The following is a 19,485-nucleotide window of genomic DNA, read 5'->3' on the forward strand; positions in this document are numbered from 1 at the left end:
CGGGGTTAGCCTGATCAATTTTCGACCGTTAGGTCGGATCACTCAGGAATCCTCCACCTCTAAGCGAAGCGTAGGTGGAGGTAGTTCAAGTCGTAATCTAGATGGAGGAACCACTATGAAATACATGCGTTACCTGATTTACTTCGGATTGATTGTCACAATCAATTATTACTTGTCGATGTACGTTACTGTCGATAAAAAGCTGCTCCATTCCTTGCTGGCGTTCGTCATCTTAATCGGTGTTGCTTTCGTCTTGATAACGATTGAATATTTCGTTAATCGAAAAGTACATAAATCCCGCGACTAGTCTGTCGAAGCATGCGAAAAGGAGCACAAGCGTCGTCCAAAGTAATCGGACATGCTCGTGCTCCTGTTCTGTCTCAGTCAGGCTTTTCTTTTTTCGTTCAGCTCTTTTGTTTCCTGGTTACTCCAGCGCCACTCTGTCCGGCGACTGATGAACGATGTCAAAAACATCAGGAATGTCATGACTGGTAACAGAAGCCACCACGATTGCATGAAAAACAACGAGGCAAAGGAATCGATGAAAACAAAGGTATGGGCGACGTAAATCCACATGAACAGTGAACTGACGAATAGAATCGCTTCTGCCGTCGTAATGAAATCAAGTTTCTTCTCTTGCATACTTTACCTCCGATCAAGAGCGAACCGTCTCCCGGCTCGCAGTTGCTGCGACATGTTGTTCACTTTCGCTATCCAACAAAATCGTCCGGTTACGCCCTTGCTGCTTAGCGGTATACAACGCTTCGTCGGCGATGACACTCATCCGCTGAATATGAATGTTCTTCCCGTGGGCGACACCGATCGATGTCGTCACATCGATTGCCGGGAATCCATCGATTTGGAAGTGCTCAGCAGCAATTCGTTGACGAATCCGGTTTGCGACTTTGGTCGCTTTTTCCGGTGCTAAATCATAGATTAAGACCATGAACTCCTCGCCGCCAATCCGTGCCGTAAAATCATGCGGACGCGTTTCTTCTTTCAGAATGTTCGCGAACTGTTGTAGGACGAGGTCACCATTGCCATGCCCGTATGTATCATTGACGTGCTTAAAGTGGTCGATATCGAGCGCGAGAATATTGTAAATCCGACCTTCCTGTTCAAGTCCTGCCGTCCGAGTATCCCAAACCCGGCGATTGTAGAGACCGGTCAAATGATCGACTTCGGCTGACTTTTTATAAATGTCGACTTGCCGGTTCAACAGTTGAAAATCGAGCGTCAGCAGACTGGACAGAATACCGACTACCAAACCGATTGTCCATGTCGATAACAGGAGGGTGAGGGCAGGTTGACCCCAACCTAAATTAATCAAGACGGCGATGGTGATCATTGATAATGCCCAGATGTTCATCGAGACATTTTGAAAAAACGGCCGATTGAGCAGTTTCCGGTGAAGCGCAAGCATCCCGAAACTGATGCAGAGGACGGCGGTGAAGCCGACGATAGCTTGTTCCGTCACCCCGAACAAGAAGCGGGAACAGGCAATGATCAGTGTTGCGATAACGAGCGGGAAGCGCCCCCCGTAAAACGCGAGCAAGACGAGTGGGAGGTGACGCAAATCCATCCGAAGCGTCTCATTGACGGCGATTCCCTTGAACATCAATAAAACACCTAGTGCCCCAGTCAAAAGGCCGACGATGATTGACTTGACGACATAAGATTCAAAATGGGTGGAATGGATAATTTTCGAGATGATATAAAACCCTGTGAAGGCAATGCAGGCATTCACGAGCAGTTCGACGATGAACATGGTTTTCACATCCTTGCACATGATACTTTCACATTACCACTTTGACAAAAGTTGTCAATAAAAGATAACCATTGGATATGTACATTTTTCATACACCAGATTATTTTATTCAATATAATTCAACCTGAAACCTTTTCTTCCTCCTTTTCGTAATACTAGTTGAAAAAGGGGGGAGACAGATGAGTACAACACTTGGTTCACTACTCGCCATATTGATTATGCTCGTCACAATTATTTATGGTGTCGTCTACATACAAAAAAAGAAGCGGAACACGGATCAGGAAGCGACTTACAAAATCGTTTTCACGACAGCGATTGTGCTGCTCGCTTTACCGTTTATCTTAACGATATTTAAGTAACATGGAGGTAGTATCTTGGAACAACTCATCATTCTTATTGGTTCATTTGTAATTGCGGGTGGGATGCTCTTTACGATCATCCGAGCGGGGTCAATCGCTTACCGCCGGCAACAAATCTCAAAAGGACTGTTCGTGTTCGCGACCGTCTCATCGTCGATCGGGGCCGTGTTACTCGCGGGACTGCTGCCCTTATTGTTTAGTCTCTGGTTCGAGTGAAGACTAACGAAACGTGTGTCACTGATTTTTTAATCAGCTGACGCACGTTTTTTTTATTTTTTTTCGAACAATTGTCGAAACGGTCCTGTTAATCCTTAAGAGAAAGGAGGCGAACCTCCTTTGCATATCAAAGGAGGAACGAGCGATGCACCCTTATTTACAAGTCGAGCACCGTGTCCTGCGCGACGGACAACAGTTTTCATCGGTTCATGAAAAAATGATTTATTTGATTTTGGCAAGTTATGCCGGGGCGTCCGGGAGTGCCTTTCCGTCGCACCAGACGATTGCGGACGCCGTCCCGTGCGGCAAGACGACCGTCAAAGCGTGTCTTGCATCGTTACTTGAAAAAGGGTTGATTGAAAAGGAGGAACGCTTCAATCAACACGGGGGACAAACATCAAATGAATATCACGTCCGATCGGTTCCGGACGCGGTACGACTACCGGGGGAGCAGGAGCCGACTACCGGGGCGGCGCGAGGTGACGACGAAGAACCTGTCTTGAAGAAACAGTCTTTAAAAAAAGAACCATCCTCAACGGCGTCCTCCGTCTTCGCGTTGTTCGAAGCGGAAATTGGCTGCACCTCCCCTTGGATCAAACAGCAACTGGCGCAAGCCGTGATAAAGACGAGTCATGACGTCGTCGTCCATGCAATCGAACAAGCGGCAGCGGCGAATGTCCGCAAGTGGCAATACGTCAAAGCCGTCATCGATCAGTTACATGCGCGCCAAATCACGTCAGGTGAACAAATCAACCGTCATGAATCGAGACGGGCGGAACGACCGGCAAGGACGAAGCCGACGAAGCACCGTTCGTCAGCCGTATTACCGGCTTGGGTCGAAATGGAGCGGACAGAGCAGCGGCTGTTCGAAGAAAAGCGACGAGCGGCTTGGACGGCGTCAGTCCCGGAAGAAGCCGAACTGACGGACTTGCTCGCCCAATTGATTTAAAAAATAAAGGAGGATACACAGATGACTATCAGCACAGCATGGTTACTCGAACGCGCCGATCGGAAATTATCCGTCAAGGGAATGGACGCGGATGTCGTCACGATCACGCGGAGCGTCATCAAAGAACTCGCACCGCAACAGATTTACGTCGGCGTCGCGCAAAGCTACCGGACGAAACAGGAACAGGATGCCTTGTATGCTGTAGGACGGACACGCCCCGGAAAAATCGTCACCTACGCGCGCGGGGGACAGTCGAATCATAACTTCGGTGTCGCCGTCGATCTCTTTTGTTATTCATCTGACGGAACACGCGCTGAATTTTTAGCACCACCGGACAAACGGTTGTCACGGATTGTCGCGGCGATGAAGCAGCGACAGATGGAATGGGGCGGGGACTGGACACCATTTCGGGATTATCCGCACTTTCAACTGTTCGACGCCGTCAACGGGAAGAAGAAGCCGCACCTTGCCCCGCTTTATCTAGGACGTGCTCTAGCGAAAGGGAGTCAGGACAAGGAGACGATTCGCTTGATTCAAATGAAGTTACGTCTTCCGGCGAGCGGCCGGTTTGATGACGGTCTGACGCGTGCCGTCAAAGACTTTCAGCGACAGGTGAAAATCACAGTCGACGGAATCGTTGGCCCTGTGACATGGCGTCATTTGTTTCAGGAGGGACGCGGATGACGGAGCGATATGCAGCAGCCTTGCGACTGATCGTCCCCCTCTATTCGATTGTCAATTTGACGCTTCTTGCGAGCGGGTATGATCCGTTACCATTTGCAGAGACAACCGTCGATCTCGCAGTGACGACGCTCGTCGGCATTTTGGGTACACTCGTCGCTTGGTGGAAAAACAATAACGTCACCCGGGCCGCAAAAGAGGCGCAAACGTTGCTTGACGAACTCAAGCGCAGTGTTTCGACGGACTGAATGTGCGATGAAGACTAATACTTTGAAGTCGAGATGCCGATAAAGAGGTGATGAATTGAATCGTTCTCGATTCTTGCGAGAGCGTATAAAGAGAGAGGTCTGACTGGACGTGAAATTTTCCGCATTGCAATGGTTCTTAATGACGGCTTTGTTTTCATTGATGTTTACAAGTATTTGGAGTTACACTGCATTTTCTAATATCGAGCGGGAGAACGACCGGATTCTTGCAGAAGCGATTCCGATTTCGAATACAGCATCCCAATTGTTTCCTTTACTACTCGATCAAGAATTAACGGTGCGGAGCTTTTACCTGGAACGACGTCAGCAAGACTTCGAACAATTCCAGACGACGCGCGCGAACCTGCAGGCGTCGCTTGAAGCGTTAGAGCAGCTCGACGATCTTGACCTGACGATGCGCCGGATTTTACAAGAGGAGGCGGTGCCGCTCCTGCAACAGACCGATGCCTTTTATCAACGGCAGCTTACGTATATTCAACAAGACAATCTGATCGAAGCCGAGCGGAATCGTTATGACGGCATGGCGTACATCAATCAATTTCGCCAGATCGACATTAAAATCCGGGCTGAAATCGAACAGATTGTCATGGCAGCGACGAACCGGTCAAAAGCGGCCTCATCCTCTGCAAAATGGGTCATCGTCATCGTGTTAAGTGTCGCCGTCTTGATTTTGTTCGCCTTTTTGCAGACGTTTCGGCTCGAACGCAGTAAACGTGCGTTGATTCGCCGGTCGCTGCACGATAGTTTGACGGGGATCCCGAACCGGCGGGCGTTCGACGAACACCTTGAGCGTGTCTTTGAAGAGGCGCGGCTTTCCGCTTCAGAAGTGACGCTCATCCTGCTCGACGTCGATGCCTTTAAACTCTATAACGATACGTATGGGCACTTACAAGGAGATGCTTGTCTGAAACAGGTCGCGAGTGTCCTGAAGAAACAGGCTGGACCATTCGGACACGTCGCCCGGTACGGCGGTGAGGAATTTGCAGTCGTTCTCTCGGATCAATCGGCACAAGGAGAGCTTGTCGCCGAGCGGATTCGGACAGGGATTCTCGACTTGAAGTTACCCCATGAACGGTATGCGCCCCTGTACCAAGTCAGTGTCAGTTTAGGGATGGCAACCGTTCAGCCGGATGATGCGCTAACGGAGATTCATTTAATTGATCGCGCCGACATGGCACTGTATGCGGCAAAAGCAGCGGGGAAAAATCAGCTCGTCCGTCACGATGCGAGTTGAATATGGATCGTAATCGTAAAAGGCAACAGCTTCCGCAGAAGCTGTTGCCTTTTTTGAATGAATTCAATGTAAAATCACACAGTACGAATTGTCAGAGATTAACGGTGCAGAAACCACAAACACGACGTTGATCGGTGTTCCACCCAGTTTAGCATCGAGTTGATGGAGCTGTGAACGGATTTTACGACTTAGCCCATAACGAATCTCGGTACTCAGTTCATCCATGTCTGCATCATGTACGTGTAACAGGAGTTGGAATGGTTCGAGCGAGAAAATAGAAAAGTCGCAGTCGATTCGGGGGTCCTCAAATTGCTCATTCAATCCATTTTTAATAAAGTATGCTTCCTGTGCTGAAATCATCCCGTTTCACCTCGCTCTCTTGCGAAAAAACCTGTCCAAACCTGAATAAAAATATCGGCTTGCCTTATATAGTAGTTATTACCCAGTTTTATCGGAAAATATCAGAAAAGCGACAGAAAATGAAAATTGATGAGGATTGGGAAATTAAAAAAACGAAGCGGCAGGAGTCGTGCTCACGCCTTGCTTCGTTTAAATTAATGTTTAGAGGTGTTGTTTACGTAAAAAATCATCGGTCGCTTGCTTGAAAAACGTAAATTGATGAACTTTGAGTTGGCATTTGTTGCCGTAACGGACCTCGAAATAACCTGGATCGACGGGGGAAGGGAAACCGATTCGTTTGAACCATTCCGTGATTGTTTCATGACCATAACGTTGTAAATGTTTCGGTAGCCGAAAATTAAAAAATTGAATATGTTCGCGAATCAGCTCGGAAGATACATCATGATCCGGCTGGATGATGACGGTGACGTGATGCTCATAATCGAACCCCGCGAGTTGGAACCGGTTTGGTCGGTAAATCTTGATATAATAATAAAAAAAGGCGAGCGTCGCGAAGCTTAGAACGATTAAGATGAGAATATAAGGTGGAGCCGAAATGGAAGAGTCGAAACTCGTCCGAAAGAGCGGTTTTTCCGGCGTGATCGATTCGATGTCGACGACGGCACCACGGTCGACGTTGAACGATTCGATACTGGAAATGATGGACGAATCGCCTTGATTGCCGCAACGCGCTACGCACGAAGAATCAGCTGTTTTATGTAAAAGTGATAAGGCCGAAAAATATACGGACGGGAGGACGGATTGGGCAAATAAAACAAGGAAACACGTCAGACTGATGTACAAAAAAACTTTTAAACGAAATGACTGTGGCACCAGTTTACTCCTTTCTCTCAACCTGAATGGGATGAATCTTTAGGAAGAGTATAGCAAAAGAAGTACAGTCTGTTATTTGTTTTTTCAAAATATAGTCATTATTTACAAAAATAATAGGGGGCTTTTTGTGATGGAAGAATTACGAAGAAGTTTTCAAGCAGCGCGGCAGCAGGTCAGTGGACACGGCAAGCGGAACGTCGGTGTCCTAAAAGAAGCCTTGCTGAACGTCGCTGACGATACGGGAAGTGACATTTACGGGAACGGGGCGGTCATCAACGACTTCGAACAAAAAATCGCGGCGTTGCTCGGGCATGAATCGGCCGTCTTTTTCCCGAGCGGGACGATGGCGCAGCAAATCGCGTTACGGATTTGGTCCGATGACCGGGACAACCGGCACGTCGCCTACCACCCGCTTTGTCACTTAGAGCTGCATGAACAGGATGGCTTACGGCAGCTTCATCCGATCGAGCCGATCCTCGTCGGTGAACGGGACAAGATGATGACGCTAGACGACATCAAAGCCTTACCGGAAATCGCCTGCCTACTACTCGAACTGCCGAACCGCGAACTCGGTGGTGTCGCGCCATCATTCAGCGCGTTAGAAGCGATTGTCGCCTACTGCCGGGAGCAGGGAATCCGTCTTCATCTTGACGGTGCCCGTTTGCTGGAACTGTTGCCGTATTATGACAAACCGGCAAGCGACGTCGCCAGCTTGTTCGACAGCGTCTACTTATCATTTTATAAAGGGCTCGGCGGGATTGCTGGTGCGATCCTTGCCGGCCCGAAGGCGTTTACGACAGAAGCACGGATTTGGAAACGACGTTATGGCGGCGACTTGATCAGTCTCTATCCCTATGTTATTTCGTCCGACTATTATTATGAGCAACGCAAGGACCGGATGGGGCACTATTATGAGCAGGCAAAGTACGCCGCCGAGCGGTTGAACACGATCGACAACATTTTCACGACACCGCGCGTTCCGGTCTTAAACATGTTCCACCTCCACTTTAATGGTGAAGTGGCAGACGTCGCTGCACGATTGACGCGAATCCAGGATCAACTTGGACTTGGACTCGTCGGATACCTCGTCGAACACGACGGATACTGTTCGACGGAAATCAGTTTCGGTGACGCCTTCGACGCCGTCTCAAACGAGGCGTTCGAACAGTTGATCACCCGCTTGACGGCAGAATTTTCAGCTTAACGGGATTGAGTAGGCTGTTTCCCGGGAATGGACGGATGTAGGCGATGGTAGCTGCTGATTTTTTCAGTGATCATTTGTTCCGTCAGTTGTAATTCGGCAAGCTGCGCCCGGACAAGGGCTTGGTGCTGTTCGAGCAGGGCGAGCCGATCAAGCGTCGTATCGTGATCGTCTGAAGAAGCGCGGAACAACACGACATACTGCCGGATTTGGTCAATCGGCATGTGTGTCGCCCGCAGGCGGAGGACGAACCGGAGCCAGTCGATGTGCTTGTCATCGTACTGCCGGACGCCGCTTGCCGTCCGGTCCGGGAACAGCAGTCCTTCCTTTTCGTAATAACGAATCGTGTGGGCACTCGTATCAGTCAATCGACTGACTTCTGAGATGGAATACATCAACATCACCTTTTCTGCTTGACTTAGAGTTCACTCGAAGGAGTAGACTCTCACTATACCAAAACGAAATGGGGAAAAACAGATGAAGTATACGGTCATTACAGGAGCAAGTTCAGGGATTGGGTTTGAAACGGCGAAAGTTCTCGCTGCAAAAGGAAAATCGCTTGTCCTCGTCGCCCGGCGGAACGATCAGCTCGAAGCGTTACGGGACGATTTACTGAAGACCTATCCGGAACTTGATATCATCCTTCATTCAGTCGACTTGACGGAGATGGCGAACGTGCATCAGTTGTATGACGACGTCAAGCACCTTGAAATCGAGACGTGGATCAACAACGCCGGATTCGGAGACTTCGACAACGTCAAAGACATCGAAATCGGAAAAATCGAGAAGATGCTTCGTTTGAACATCGAAGCGTTGACGGTCCTGACGAGTCTGTACGTCCGTGACCACCATGACGTCGAAGGGACAACGGTCCTCAACGTCTCGTCAGGCGGCGGCTACCGGATCGTTCCGAATGCGGTCACATATTGTGCGACGAAGTTCTATGTCAGTGCCTACACAGAAGGTCTCGCGCAGGAATTGCAACAATCCGGTGCGAAGTTGCGGGCAAAAGTTCTTGCACCGGCAGCGACGGAAACCGAATTCGCCGATCGCTCACGCGGGGAGGCAGGATTCGACTACAGCAAAAACGTCCCGCAGTATCATACAGCGGCAGAAATGGCGACGTTCCTCGATCAATTGCTCGAAAGTGACGCAATCGTCGGAATCGTCAATGCGGAAGATTATTCCTTCCAGCTACGCGGACCACTCTTTACGTACGTCGGTGGCGCGAACTCGAACTAATTGTAAAAAAACAAGCCTTCGCTTTTAATGCGGAGGCTTGTTTTTGCGTTTAATTGTTGAAGCGGGTTCGTTTTACACTCACATTTGACAGTCAGTCAAATGCCTATGCCTTTTCGTGCACTATATTTTCCAGATACCCCATGTTTTCGACTGTCGTAATATCCTTCTTGAAGCGTTGAATCGCATGAGAAAAGGTTTTTTCATTCGTTCCTTTAGGATAACCGGAGCACACGTTTAAGATGCTGTTGAGTTTTTCGCAGTCGCCGCCGATAAAGTAATGTGACATCACTTCCTTATCGGCGGAAGCGATCACGACAAATGTTGCAAAATCGAGAACATCTTCCACATGCTGTTCTTCAATTAATTTATCGGCAGTAAATGCTGTTTTGAATTCGTAGCTTTCGAACGACATAATACGCCCACGCAATACATCCAGGATGGATCGCCGATAGATGCAGTAAACGCCACAAATCGTCTCATAAGGCGGTATGAAAGGGTCGTCCATTACATTGACAATTTTTTCGTCGTCTTTATCGATGGGAATGGCCTGAAACCGCTTGACCATCATCTTGTCGATATAATCGATTTTTTTTGGCCTAAGTTCTTTTAGAGTACTTTCATGCAACAGGATGCGCATCCTTTCTTATGAATGTATCAATATCCCACTAATTGTAATATCTCAATTTGAACAAAATCAAAGTGTATTTTCGTCGCTGTAGCGATTTTTTTTAGATAGAGCTACGCTGCTTTCAAAGCGATGAACGGTTGCAACCATGATGTCTTAATGAACAGATTAAACGCCATCCCCAAAACGAGGAGCAGTGTTTGACTATGAAGACAAAATGATATTAGACAATACCTCCTAAAAAGCGTCTTTTTTTCGTTGGTTTCCCCGTATAAATTCCTCGTTTTCCACAGTCTGAAAACGCCATTCCTAAAACTAGGAATGGCGTTTTTTTAAAGTTAAATGATTGGAATCGCAAGCGTCGAAAGTAGGCTGACACCTAGGAATAAGGCATAGCTGAAAAACGTCGCTTTTGCGTTTCGATCATGTTTATGTCCGAGAATCGCAAACAACAGAACTGCTAAAAACGTAAGTAGTGATAACGACAACAAGTGGTGTTGATCCGTTGAAGGAACGAGCGATTGAACCAAGTGTGCTAAACCAAGCGGTAAAACAATCAGTAAAAAATAGAAACCAAGCCGCGTTTCTGATGGAACTTCAGTTGCTTCGTCGTTCGGATCGATACGTGTGTACATTTTCATGGATCGTCACCTCCTTCTATTTCAGTATAAAGGAAGGGATGGTGAAACCTCGTTACAGTCCCGTAAGAACTACATAACAATTTGACTTCTAGATGACATCCAGATGTCGCCCCGTCTTGAATTTGTAAAAGTCAAAAAACATTTCGACAGGATATGTAAATAAGTGTAAAATAAAGCATCGAGTTACATCTCATCAAGGAGGGAACGACGTGCCTAAGGTGTTTCGCTATTTTTATCTGTCTGATTTGTTGGCCGTCGTCGGTGCGAGCATTTCCTATATCGCCATCTACTGGACGAGTGCAGAACGGTTGACGGCATTTCAGCTTGCCCTGTTGATTGGCGCCGTCTTTTTGACACGGTTCGTCGTCGCGACCTTTAGTGGTCCGTGGATTGATCGTGTCGACCCGGTCCGCTTACTCAAGGGGACGGTTGCCGTCCGGACGGGATTATTAGTTTTGACAGCAATCGGCTTGCAACTGTTTTCCGGTTCAATCGTCCTGTTGATTGCATTATTGATTGCTCAGACGGTTTTACAGACGATTGGCGGAAATACGGCATTCAAAGTCGTGGTCCGACTTGTCGAAGCAGACCGTCTACCGGTCGCGAATGCCTACTTGAGTACACTCGACCGAATCGGGACGTTAAGCGGACTCTTGATTGGCGGCGTGCTGATTGCGAGCTTTTCCATCGAGACGATTTTACTGATGGAAGCCGTCCTGCATGGCGCAGCATGGCTGTTGCTCCTGTCCATCAAGCCTGCTGCACCCGGGGGAGAAGGGAAACAGAACCGGTACATCGACGCCTTGACGGAAGGACTGACGTACTTAAAACAAGACCGGCAACTGATGCAAATCTTAGGATTCGCCGTCATCGCCAACTGGATGATTACACCCGCGAATACGTTACTCGCGCCGTTCGCGAAAGACGTCGTCGCTGGCGGAGCAAAAACCTTTTCGGTACTGGAGCTCGCCCTCGTCATCGGTGGCATTCTCATGTCGCTGCTCTATGCCCGGTTCGCGAAACAAGTCGTCCTCGGTCGACTGTTCCGGCTGTCCGTGTTATTACAAGGCCTCTTTATCATCACCCTCAGCTGGACGGATACCGTGTCGCTCGCTTTCATCGCGCTCTTTTTACTGGGTGCTGCCCTCAGTCTATTCGGGATTCCATTTTCGACGCTGCTCCAGCAGACAACGCCGGATTTACTGCTCGGACGGGTCCGCTCGGCGATGGTCGCCGTCTCGACACTTTGTTCTGCGGTCTGTTACGTCTTATCCGGTTATATGACGACCTTCCTGTCAATCGAACACGTTTTTCTGTTCTTCGGCGGTTCAGGACTGGTCGGTGCCGTATTCTTGATGCTGCTTACGTCATGTCACGCAGCTAGTAATATCAGTCAGGACAAGGCAGGATAAGGAAATCGGTCTTAAGGTGGAGGGCAACCGCTTTCTTTCGCAATATACTTGATAAAAGAAGAACAAAAGGGGATAGCGACGATGGATGGTCTGATGATGATAGCATTGTTATTTTTAATTCCGATTAGTGGGATGACGGTGTTGTTGAATCTGTTATGGCGACGAATTGAAGTAGAATAATTTGAAGAAATGAACGGACTGCCGTAAGCCGGCAGTCTGTTTTTATGCGAAATTTTAGGGGGAGAATCATGAAGAAAATCATCATCATCGGTTCCGGCGGTTCGGGGAAATCGACGTTCGGACGTCAATTGTATGAACAAACCGGGATTAAGGTGTCACATCTCGATGCGTTGTTCTGGAAACCGAATTGGGTTGCCGTCCCGCGGGACGAGCAAATAGAGGTGCAACGGCAGTTGATGGAACAACCGGAATGGATCCTTGACGGAAACTACGGGGGAACGCTCGGGATGCGGCTTGACGCCGCCGATACGGTCATCTTTCTCGACATGCCACGGATCGTTTGTGCGTACCGGGTCATCAAACGCAATCTGAAGTACCGTAACCGGACACGGCCGGACATGGGGGAAGGCTGCATCGAACAATTCAGCTGGCAGTTCTTGAAGTGGGTCTGGCAGTATCCGAAAGCGCGGCGACCGGGTGTCTTACGCCAGCTTGACGAAGTGCGACATGAGAAAAACGTCGTCATTTTATCATCGAAGCGCGACGTACAGACGTTTTTAGATCAGCTTTGATACGATTTGTTTTGCGATACTCACAAAGCGGACTGTTCTAAATGGCGTTTAGTGACTAACTCCGTACATAGTTAACGAGGAAGCCTTGCAACGTGAGACATCTTTTGTCAAACGGGACAGGGCTTTTTTAAGTTATGGCTCTTACGGCGCGTAGTTTTACTTGAAACAGATTTTTGTAAAGTGTTAAAACAAAAGACAGGCGTAACCGCTTACAAAAAAGAGACGGATTGCCTTTATACTATGTTTGTAGGAGGCCACTACTTATGTTATTAAACGAAAAAAGTAAGCGGATATTACATCTGCTTGTTCACGAAAGGGAAGTCAACATCCCGTTCTTATTGACGATGCTGCCTTATTCTAAACGAACACTGGATTATGAGCTAGAACGTATTCAAGAATGGTTAACGCATCATCGATTCCCCCATGTGGAGATGGATGGGACGACGCTTCGGATTGAACATGCGACCGGACTTCTTGAGAGACTTGAAAAAACAGAATTGATTTTATCGGATGAAGAACGGGAATTGCTCGTCATTTTCTATGCATTGACCCAAGAAGAATTTCTATCATCGGTACATTTTCAACAGCTACTTGGTGTTTCGAAATTTACAGTTCAAGAAAGTCTCAACGCAGTTAAAAAAAACGCCGTGCAATTTGGCTTAGATTTCGCGTACACCCGCAAGGAGGGGTATCGATTTAATGGTCATTTGCAAACAATGTACCTCTATCTCTACCGGTCGATTGAACGCCTAGTGCATCTCTCGACTAAAAATCACCTATTGGACGCCATACTTGATGAGTGGGGGAACCGCTTTCAACAAGCGTATCAACACATTGAAATGTATGAAGCAAGCCGTCAGTTTCGGTTTGTCGAGAGCCATCGTGAAAAATTAGCCTACTTTATTTTATTAGGAGCACATTTTCCGGTCGCGACTAAATTTGACACGCAGGAGACGGCATTTACAAAAAATACGGATTCAACTTTAGGCGAATATTTTGCAGGTGATGCTTCCTTCATGATTACACTCGATCTCTTGATGAAAAGCGGTCCGAAAACGGAAGAAGAACTTGACCAAGAAGTCCAAGAGAAATTGTCTGATGTCATGCGGGAAGTCATCCGTCGATTCGAGTCAATCAGCTGTACCTTCATTATTGAACAGGAAGCTTTATGTGAAAAACTGGTCCTGCATTCAAAAGCGACGATGCAACGTGTCTATACGGGGCTGGAGGCTTCAAAAGAATTAGAACATTACGTCATAAACGAACATCAAGTTTTGAATGTCCTTGTCGAACGATCGCTCGAACCGTTCCGACAATTACTTGGACGAACTTTACCTGACATCGAAGTGATGTATTATACGCTCCACTTTGCTGCACATTTGCATCGGCAAGGTCAAAATTTAGACGAAAAAATGAAAGCAATCGTCGTTTGTCCGAGTGGGATTAGCGTCTCCCATATGCTCGACCATATTTTAAAGAATCAATTTCCAGAGTTTATCTTTCTGCCGCCGACATCGCAACGTGAGATTGATCGGTATGCACCACTCGTCGATTTAATCTTTACGACAGTACCGCTCGAAGACAGGGTTCATCAGCTAGCTGATGTCACACTTGTTCCGACATTACCCACGCGTCTCGAACAAATCACCTTGAAACGGACGATTGAACAACGGTACTTGAACCGCGGTCATCTGTCCAGCATTCAAGCAGAGGACATTCTTGATTTGTTTAAACAACATGGAACGATTCGTAATGAGTCGGTCTTACGTCAAAAATTAAGGATGTTATTGCATCCGATTCAACCAACTAATTTGATTTATGAGGGGGGACAACCGATGCTGAATCAACTGATTAGTGAGAAACGAACGCAACTGCACGAGCGTGTCTCAGACTGGGAAGAAGCAATGCGTCTTGCGGCTCGTCCTTTAGTGAATGATTATTCGATCGATCAATCCTACATTGAGACGATGATTGAGAATGTGCATATACATGGACCGTATATCGTGTTGATGCCGGATGTCGCTATTCCGCATGCTCGACCGGAAGACGGTGTCACCAAACTTGGAATGAGTGTTTTGAAGCTCGAACAACCGGTGCAATTTCCTGGAAACAAGCCGGTTCGATTGTTTTTTGTGCTAGCTGCGATTGATCAGACGACGCATTTGAAGGCACTCGCACAATTGACGGAGTTGCTTAGTAATTCGGCAGATGTCGCTCATATTTTAGCAGCTCAATCGACCGAAGACGTATTAACTATCATTAATAAATATTCAGAGGAGGAAGAACGATGAAAAAGATTTTAGTAGTATGTGGGAATGGGTTAGGGTCAAGCTTCATCATGGAGTTAAACGTTAAGAAAGCACTCGACCAGATGGGGAAAGAGGCAGATGTGTCGCATACGGACTTATCAACAGCACGAACTGAACAAGCCGATATTTATTTAGGCGCAAAAGACATCATTGGAGCGCTCGATGATGGAAACCGGGAAATCGTAGCTCTTGAAAATGTCATGAACATCGAAGATATTAAAGAACAACTTAGCACGAAACTGTAAGCAATCATCAAGGCGAGGGGGGATTTTGACATGCTTGATTTAATTATGCGGGATATACTTGGGACACCTGCCATCTTACTCGGATTGTTTGCTTTGATTGGTTTATTGCTCCAAAAGAAAGATATCGCTACAGTTGTTTCAGGGACATTAAAAACAATCATGGGCTTCGTCATCATCGGAGCAGGGGCTGGTGTCATTATTGCCGCTCTTGGTATCTTCAGTAAAATGTTTGACGAGGCGTTCAGTATTCGCGGTGTCATTCCGAACAATGAAGCAATCGTCGCGGTAGCGCAAGATGCCTTTGGTGTCGAGACAGCGATGATTATGGTTTTCGGGATGGTCATGAATATCGTTTTAGCAAGATTCACACCGTTCAAGTACATTTTTTTGACAGGTCACCATACGTTGTTCATGGCAAGCTTACTGGCAGCGATTCTCTCCGTATCAGGTTTGAGTGGAGCAGTTTTAGTTATCGTAGGTTCAATTTTACTCGGGTTATGTATGGTTTTATTTCCAGCGCTCATCCAACCATACGTCCGCGAAATTACAGGGTCAGATGATTTTGCAGTAGGACATTTTGGTTCGTTCGGATACTTCATCTCGGGAACGATCGGAAAATATTTTGGGAATAAGGAACACTCGACAGAGCAAATAAAAGTACCGAAGCAACTCGGTTTTTTACGAGATACGTCCGTTGCCGTCTCGTTGACAATGACACTGTTGTTTGTCGTCGTTGCCTTGTTTGCCGGACCATCATTCATCGAATCAGAACTGTCTGACGGATCGAATTATATTGTATTTTCAATCATTCAAGCCATTACCTTTGCAGCGGGAGTTTATATCGTCCTTGCAGGCGTTCGGATGTTGATTTCAGAAATCGTGCCAGCTTTTAAAGGAATTGCGGATAAAATGGTACCGAATGCGAAGCCGGCACTTGATTGTCCGACGGTGTTTCCGTTTGCGCCAAATGCCGTCATCATCGGTTTCTTGATTAGTTTCGCGGCTGGTTTAATCTCGATGTTCTTCTTGCCTTTATTTGGATTAGCAATTATTGTCCCCGGACTCGTACCACACTTCTTTACTGGAGCGGCAGCAGGGGTCTTCGGAAACGCGACAGGTGGGCGAAGAGGAGCGATGCTCGGTTCGTTTGCGAACGGAGTTTTAATCAGTTTTCTCCCAGCGCTTCTTCTTCCGTTGCTCGGTAACTTAGGATTTGAAGGGACGACGTTTGGCGACTCCGATTTTGCGATAGTCGGTATCATCATCAGTTGGATTGTTTCATTGTTTAGTTAAGTTAGGTTGAAGGGTTCATACGATTACTTCAAAAAGCCTTATTTCCAAACGGAAATAAGGCTTTTTGTAATTTAACCAATCATAGCGTTATTTCGCTCCAACCGCTTCCGCCTCAAACGCAAGCACTGGTCCGAATACTTCGTAATGCAGTTGCTCCGTCGCTCCTTGCCAGTTCGACGCGACGAACCGAATCATCGCTTCCGGTCCGCAGACGAAGGCGATCGCAGACTTGTCGACGTTTTGAATGACTTCTTCCGTCAATCGACCGGAAGTCGTCCCTGTTTGCGGATGCCGTTCCGCATAACGGATGACCGTTGCACCGGCTGTTTCCAGGCTTGCGAGACGCGTCGAAAAGGCGCGGTCGCGGTCATCTTGAATCGCGACGTAGAGCGTGACGGACCGACTTGCCGCAAGTGCTGCATCGGCAATCGCGAGCAAGGGTGTCAGACCAATCCCGCCAGCGAACAGGACGACGGGTGCTTGACCAGCCGGTAACGCAAAATTGCCAGCCGGTGCACTGAGCAGGACCGTATCGCCGATGTTTGTTGCGTCATGCAATTGCTTCGACACGCTTCCGTCGCGTTTGACGGCAATCGTGTAAAACGCATCACCAGGGCGATTGATTAAGCTGTACTGCCGGTTTTGCCACAGTCCTGCCGGCGTTTTGATTCGGAGCGTCACGTATTGTCCCGGTGTAAAGGCCGGTAACGTCAAGGCATGTGTTGGCTGCAAGGTAAACGATTTGATGTCCGACGCTTCCTGCGTGATTGCCGTCACCGTGAAGGTCTGATATCCAGTGAAGCCTTTTGCCTGTTCGTCTTGTGCATAAAGTTCGGCTTCAAGCGTCATGAACAAATCAGCGATTTCCTGATAGGCGAGTCCCCACGCGTCGATGATTGCCGGAGTTGCGGCGTCACCTAGGACTTCTTCAATCGCGCGCAACAGTTCTGTCCCGACGATCGGGTACATCTCCGGTTTGATTTGCAGGCTCCGGTGTTTATGTAGGACGGGCAGGAGCGTTGGTTTTAAGACGTCGAGTTGATCGATGTTCGCAGCTGCCGCATAGACGGCGTGAGCGAGGGCTTGCGACTGACGGTTTGTTTTTTGGTTCGTCTGATTAAAGATGTGCGTCATCTCCGGGTGCCGTTCAAATAAACGTTGATAAAAGACACGGGTGATCGCTGGTCCGTGTTCCGCGAGAACAGGGACAGTTGACTTGATGAGTTGAATCGTTGTTGCGTTTAACATAAGACCACTTCCTTTTCAGTTCATTCTCCCACAGTATTAGAGCTTTCGCCCGTAAATACAACATATTAAATACTAGATTAAAAAAGAAAGTGAATCTTGTCACAAATGTGCCATCGATTCGTCAAGAAACGGACAAAAACCACTGACTAGTGTCAGCGGTCAAGTCGGAATCCAAAGTTTTGAGAAATCAAGGTAACCGAACGAATCGATGACGAGGTTCTGCAGCTCGATCGGATAAGGAATCAGCCGCGTATCATCAAACAGCGGGATGAAATAGGAGGCGTCGATGACGTAGCGCTCGAACGACTGGTGGAGCGGCATCCAGTCTTCGAACGGCGTGTCGTCGTACTGTTGGATACGCCGTTCCATCTCCGGCATCTGGCGGTACAGCTTGGCCGGCGGAGAATATTCATTTGTTAAGAACTGATGGAACGCGACCGTCAAGTTGCGCTCGAACACTTCCGCGTGGATCGCGAGATCGATGTCGGCGAAAGCGTGCAGGTTGGTGATACTTTCTTTGAATCCGACCGGAACGAATTCATAAGGAATGCGTTGGCGGTCGAACATCTCACATAACCAGTACGTCACGTTTTCCGTAAAGTCCGTCAGTTTGATCCGGATCGGCCGGTCGAACGTGACGGGTGGTCCATCGGGAACAACATATTCTTGACTAAACTCGCCGAGAAACCCACGGACGTTCGGTGTACCGCGCTCGTTGCACTCGGTGATGAAGGGGCGGACGGAAGCAATCAAGCGGTGGATGTAGTGCCGCGCCTCCACGCTTTCGAAGGCGCCGCCCGGACGGGGATTCAAGAAAATCAAGCCGAATCCGGACTGGGTGGCAATCGTCCCGGTTGCGCTCGATTCCGATAACGACGTCCGGTAAACCGGATCGTAGGCGTCCGGCATCTGGATGAACTCGATTCGGTCGAGTAACGCACGGACACCGTAAAAATTCGCGAACGCCTGTAAGACGGTTTTTTTATCATCCTGTTGCGTCAGTTGAAACGGACCGGTCCCGATTCCTTCTTTATGAACGCTCGTGTGAAGTGTCGCAAGCTTCGGTAAAATCGAGTTCCGTTGCTGGTCAAGGATCAGGTCGACCCGGTACGGTCCGTTCGATTTAATCTGTTCAATGTGGCGATACGACCAGGCGTAAGCAGGAAAGGCGATCAGTTCCCGTAAACTTTTTGTGACATCTTTACTCGTCATCAGTGAACCGTCGTGGAAGCGGACGTCTTTTCGTAAATAAAGCGACAAGGTGTTGCCTTGCCAAGCATAGTGATGGGCAAGTTCCCCTTTAAGCAGACCGTCTTCATCAATCCAAAACAAGCGGTTAAAGACATTTTGGACCAGGTGGGCACTATGGATATCGGCTGCTTCGAGCGGATGTGCCGTCAAGAAGGGGCGTTTCCGCGGAATGAGTAAAGCGTCGGATGCCGTTTGGACATAACCAAATTTTTGTTCGAGCCGCCGCATGAACCGCCCGGTCTGAGCAGGGGACCAGTCCCAACTGAGCTGTTCCGTCACGGCGTCAATCGATTCCCGGTCGATCCGTTCGAGCAGCTGACGGGCCAGTTCGCGCTCGACGTGCCGCAACCAGACGAGCTCCGACAAATGTCCCCGCCCTTGACCACTCGTATAATCAAGCCAACCGTCGTCTTGCCAGCGCTTCAAATAACGTTTGAATTGTTTCGGACTCAAATGAACCGTATCGGCGAGGTGCTGGATCGTATAGTGTCCGTCGCGACAGGTTTTCCATAACGTAAAGAGATACGTTTCCATCAGTTGCTCCTTCCTTTAAAAGGGGA

General features: G+C 48.2%; 23 protein-coding genes. 14 read left to right on the top strand and 9 right to left on the bottom strand.

Features of this window, described 5'->3' with window-relative positions; translation table 11 throughout:
- Positions 1 to 115: 115 nt before the first annotated feature.
- Positions 116 to 307 carry a hypothetical protein gene (locus KNP98_RS13900; protein ID WP_214812010.1) on the top strand — a complete coding sequence of 64 codons (192 nt, stop codon included), beginning with the start codon at positions 116 to 118 and terminating at the stop codon, positions 305 to 307.
- A gap of 77 nt (positions 308 to 384) precedes the next feature.
- Here KNP98_RS13900 and KNP98_RS13905 read toward each other — a convergent pair whose 3' ends face one another.
- Positions 385 to 642, bottom strand: a complete 258-nt coding sequence (locus KNP98_RS13905; protein ID WP_214812012.1) for a hypothetical protein — start codon at positions 640 to 642, stop codon at positions 385 to 387.
- A gap of 13 nt (positions 643 to 655) precedes the next feature.
- Complete coding sequence (locus KNP98_RS13910) at positions 656 to 1,768, bottom strand: GGDEF domain-containing protein (RefSeq protein WP_214812014.1); 1,113 nt, start codon at positions 1,766 to 1,768, stop codon at positions 656 to 658.
- Between the two features lie 179 nt (positions 1,769 to 1,947).
- On the opposite strand from KNP98_RS13910, the gene KNP98_RS13915 reads away from it, so the two are divergent.
- The 6 genes from KNP98_RS13915 to KNP98_RS13940 all read left to right on the top strand — a co-directional run bounded on the left by KNP98_RS13915 (position 1,948) and on the right by KNP98_RS13940 (position 5,473).
- Positions 1,948 to 2,127, top strand: a complete 180-nt coding sequence (locus KNP98_RS13915; protein WP_088836964.1) for a hypothetical protein — start codon at positions 1,948 to 1,950, stop codon at positions 2,125 to 2,127.
- 15 nt (positions 2,128 to 2,142) lie between these two features.
- Entirely contained in the window at positions 2,143 to 2,343 is a 201-nt protein-coding gene (locus KNP98_RS13920) for a hypothetical protein (protein WP_214812019.1), read from the top strand.
- Positions 2,344 to 2,488: 145 nt separating this feature from the next.
- Entirely contained in the window at positions 2,489 to 3,292 is an 804-nt protein-coding gene (locus tag KNP98_RS13925) for a helix-turn-helix domain-containing protein (RefSeq protein ID WP_214812022.1), read from the top strand.
- Positions 3,293 to 3,313: 21 nt separating this feature from the next.
- Positions 3,314 to 3,976, top strand: a complete 663-nt coding sequence (locus tag KNP98_RS13930; RefSeq protein WP_088836967.1) for a M15 family metallopeptidase — start codon at positions 3,314 to 3,316, stop codon at positions 3,974 to 3,976.
- Positions 3,973 to 4,221, top strand: coding sequence for a phage holin (locus tag KNP98_RS13935; protein ID WP_088836968.1), 249 nt, complete (start codon positions 3,973 to 3,975; stop codon positions 4,219 to 4,221). The genes KNP98_RS13930 and KNP98_RS13935 overlap by 4 nt, the downstream gene beginning before the upstream one ends.
- A gap of 109 nt (positions 4,222 to 4,330) precedes the next feature.
- Positions 4,331 to 5,473, top strand: coding sequence for a GGDEF domain-containing protein (locus tag KNP98_RS13940; RefSeq protein ID WP_214812025.1), 1,143 nt, complete (start codon positions 4,331 to 4,333; stop codon positions 5,471 to 5,473).
- Positions 5,474 to 5,536: 63 nt separating this feature from the next.
- Here KNP98_RS13940 and KNP98_RS13945 read toward each other — a convergent pair whose 3' ends face one another.
- On the bottom strand, positions 5,537 to 5,833 hold the full coding sequence (locus KNP98_RS13945; protein WP_088836969.1) for a hypothetical protein: 297 nt from the start codon (positions 5,831 to 5,833) through the stop codon (positions 5,537 to 5,539).
- 201 nt (positions 5,834 to 6,034) lie between these two features.
- Positions 6,035 to 6,706 (bottom strand): hypothetical protein, encoded by a 672-nt coding sequence (locus KNP98_RS13950; protein WP_088836970.1) that lies wholly within the window; start codon positions 6,704 to 6,706, stop codon positions 6,035 to 6,037.
- Between the two features lie 127 nt (positions 6,707 to 6,833).
- On the opposite strand from KNP98_RS13950, the gene KNP98_RS13955 reads away from it, so the two are divergent.
- Positions 6,834 to 7,910 carry a threonine aldolase family protein gene (locus KNP98_RS13955; RefSeq protein ID WP_353048601.1) on the top strand — a complete coding sequence of 359 codons (1,077 nt, stop codon included), beginning with the start codon at positions 6,834 to 6,836 and terminating at the stop codon, positions 7,908 to 7,910.
- Here KNP98_RS13955 and KNP98_RS13960 read toward each other — a convergent pair.
- Complete coding sequence (locus tag KNP98_RS13960) at positions 7,907 to 8,302, bottom strand: MerR family transcriptional regulator (protein WP_214801576.1); 396 nt, start codon at positions 8,300 to 8,302, stop codon at positions 7,907 to 7,909. The two genes, KNP98_RS13955 and KNP98_RS13960, sit on opposite strands and share 4 nt — an antisense overlap.
- A gap of 82 nt (positions 8,303 to 8,384) precedes the next feature.
- Between KNP98_RS13960 and KNP98_RS13965 the strand changes: the two genes are divergently transcribed.
- Positions 8,385 to 9,149: an SDR family NAD(P)-dependent oxidoreductase gene (locus tag KNP98_RS13965; protein ID WP_214812030.1), complete on the top strand. Its 765-nt coding sequence runs from the start codon at positions 8,385 to 8,387 to the stop codon at positions 9,147 to 9,149.
- Between the two features lie 103 nt (positions 9,150 to 9,252).
- Here the strand turns inward: KNP98_RS13965 and KNP98_RS13970 are convergent, their stop codons facing one another.
- Together KNP98_RS13970 and KNP98_RS13975 are read right to left on the bottom strand one after the other, a co-directional pair.
- The gene (locus tag KNP98_RS13970; protein WP_214812032.1) at positions 9,253 to 9,774 is read right to left on the bottom strand and encodes a hypothetical protein; all 522 of its coding nucleotides are present in this window, start codon (positions 9,772 to 9,774) and stop codon (positions 9,253 to 9,255) included.
- A 338-nt stretch (positions 9,775 to 10,112) separates the two neighbouring features.
- A complete protein-coding gene (locus KNP98_RS13975) occupies positions 10,113 to 10,415 on the bottom strand; it encodes a hypothetical protein (RefSeq protein WP_088836975.1) in 303 nt (100 codons plus the stop codon).
- A gap of 209 nt (positions 10,416 to 10,624) precedes the next feature.
- Between KNP98_RS13975 and KNP98_RS13980 the strand changes: the two genes are divergently transcribed.
- From KNP98_RS13980 to KNP98_RS14000, 5 genes are all read left to right on the top strand, one after another.
- On the top strand, positions 10,625 to 11,827 hold the full coding sequence (locus tag KNP98_RS13980; RefSeq protein WP_214812034.1) for an MFS transporter: 1,203 nt from the start codon (positions 10,625 to 10,627) through the stop codon (positions 11,825 to 11,827).
- A gap of 248 nt (positions 11,828 to 12,075) precedes the next feature.
- Positions 12,076 to 12,579: a DNA topology modulation protein gene (locus tag KNP98_RS13985; RefSeq protein WP_214812036.1), complete on the top strand. Its 504-nt coding sequence runs from the start codon at positions 12,076 to 12,078 to the stop codon at positions 12,577 to 12,579.
- Between the two features lie 263 nt (positions 12,580 to 12,842).
- Positions 12,843 to 14,870, top strand: coding sequence for a BglG family transcription antiterminator (locus KNP98_RS13990; RefSeq protein WP_088836978.1), 2,028 nt, complete (start codon positions 12,843 to 12,845; stop codon positions 14,868 to 14,870).
- Positions 14,867 to 15,133, top strand: a complete 267-nt coding sequence (locus tag KNP98_RS13995) for a PTS sugar transporter subunit IIB (protein ID WP_088836979.1) — start codon at positions 14,867 to 14,869, stop codon at positions 15,131 to 15,133. Before KNP98_RS13990 ends, KNP98_RS13995 begins: the two co-directional genes overlap by 4 nt.
- A gap of 30 nt (positions 15,134 to 15,163) precedes the next feature.
- Positions 15,164 to 16,426, top strand: coding sequence for a PTS ascorbate transporter subunit IIC (locus KNP98_RS14000; protein WP_214812038.1), 1,263 nt, complete (start codon positions 15,164 to 15,166; stop codon positions 16,424 to 16,426).
- 87 nt (positions 16,427 to 16,513) lie between these two features.
- Here KNP98_RS14000 and KNP98_RS14005 read toward each other — a convergent pair whose 3' ends face one another.
- Positions 16,514 to 17,674 (bottom strand): globin domain-containing protein, encoded by a 1,161-nt coding sequence (locus KNP98_RS14005; RefSeq protein ID WP_214812040.1) that lies wholly within the window; start codon positions 17,672 to 17,674, stop codon positions 16,514 to 16,516.
- 159 nt (positions 17,675 to 17,833) lie between these two features.
- A complete protein-coding gene (locus KNP98_RS14010; RefSeq protein WP_214765834.1) occupies positions 17,834 to 19,459 on the bottom strand; it encodes an ABC transporter substrate-binding protein in 1,626 nt (541 codons plus the stop codon).
- Positions 19,460 to 19,485 lie beyond the last annotated feature (26 nt).

The organism is Exiguobacterium sp. s127 (genome assembly GCF_018618695.1).
GTDB classification, from domain to species: Bacteria; Bacillota; Bacilli; order Exiguobacteriales; family Exiguobacteriaceae; genus Exiguobacterium_A; species Exiguobacterium_A oxidotolerans.

Excerpts from the sequence above, each read along its gene's own strand:
- KNP98_RS13900 (WP_214812010.1), top strand. The coding sequence starts at position 116 with ATGAAATACATGCGTTACCTGATTTACTTCGGATTGATTGTCACAATC.
- KNP98_RS13905 (WP_214812012.1), bottom strand. The coding sequence starts at position 642 with ATGCAAGAGAAGAAACTTGATTTCATTACGACGGCAGAAGCGATTCTA.
- KNP98_RS13910 (WP_214812014.1), bottom strand. The coding sequence starts at position 1,768 with ATGTTCATCGTCGAACTGCTCGTGAATGCCTGCATTGCCTTCACAGGG.
- KNP98_RS13915 (WP_088836964.1), top strand. The coding sequence starts at position 1,948 with ATGAGTACAACACTTGGTTCACTACTCGCCATATTGATTATGCTCGTC.
- KNP98_RS13925 (WP_214812022.1), top strand. The coding sequence starts at position 2,489 with ATGCACCCTTATTTACAAGTCGAGCACCGTGTCCTGCGCGACGGACAA.
- KNP98_RS13930 (WP_088836967.1), top strand. The coding sequence starts at position 3,314 with ATGACTATCAGCACAGCATGGTTACTCGAACGCGCCGATCGGAAATTA.
- KNP98_RS13935 (WP_088836968.1), top strand. The coding sequence starts at position 3,973 with ATGACGGAGCGATATGCAGCAGCCTTGCGACTGATCGTCCCCCTCTAT.
- KNP98_RS13945 (WP_088836969.1), bottom strand. The coding sequence starts at position 5,833 with ATGATTTCAGCACAGGAAGCATACTTTATTAAAAATGGATTGAATGAG.
- KNP98_RS13960 (WP_214801576.1), bottom strand. The coding sequence starts at position 8,302 with ATGTATTCCATCTCAGAAGTCAGTCGATTGACTGATACGAGTGCCCAC.
- KNP98_RS13965 (WP_214812030.1), top strand. The coding sequence starts at position 8,385 with ATGAAGTATACGGTCATTACAGGAGCAAGTTCAGGGATTGGGTTTGAA.
- KNP98_RS13975 (WP_088836975.1), bottom strand. The coding sequence starts at position 10,415 with ATGAAAATGTACACACGTATCGATCCGAACGACGAAGCAACTGAAGTT.
- KNP98_RS13985 (WP_214812036.1), top strand. The coding sequence starts at position 12,076 with ATGAAGAAAATCATCATCATCGGTTCCGGCGGTTCGGGGAAATCGACG.
- KNP98_RS13990 (WP_088836978.1), top strand. The coding sequence starts at position 12,843 with ATGTTATTAAACGAAAAAAGTAAGCGGATATTACATCTGCTTGTTCAC.
- KNP98_RS13995 (WP_088836979.1), top strand. The coding sequence starts at position 14,867 with ATGAAAAAGATTTTAGTAGTATGTGGGAATGGGTTAGGGTCAAGCTTC.
- KNP98_RS14000 (WP_214812038.1), top strand. The coding sequence starts at position 15,164 with ATGCTTGATTTAATTATGCGGGATATACTTGGGACACCTGCCATCTTA.
- KNP98_RS14005 (WP_214812040.1), bottom strand. The coding sequence starts at position 17,674 with ATGTTAAACGCAACAACGATTCAACTCATCAAGTCAACTGTCCCTGTT.
- KNP98_RS14010 (WP_214765834.1), bottom strand. The coding sequence starts at position 19,459 with ATGGAAACGTATCTCTTTACGTTATGGAAAACCTGTCGCGACGGACAC.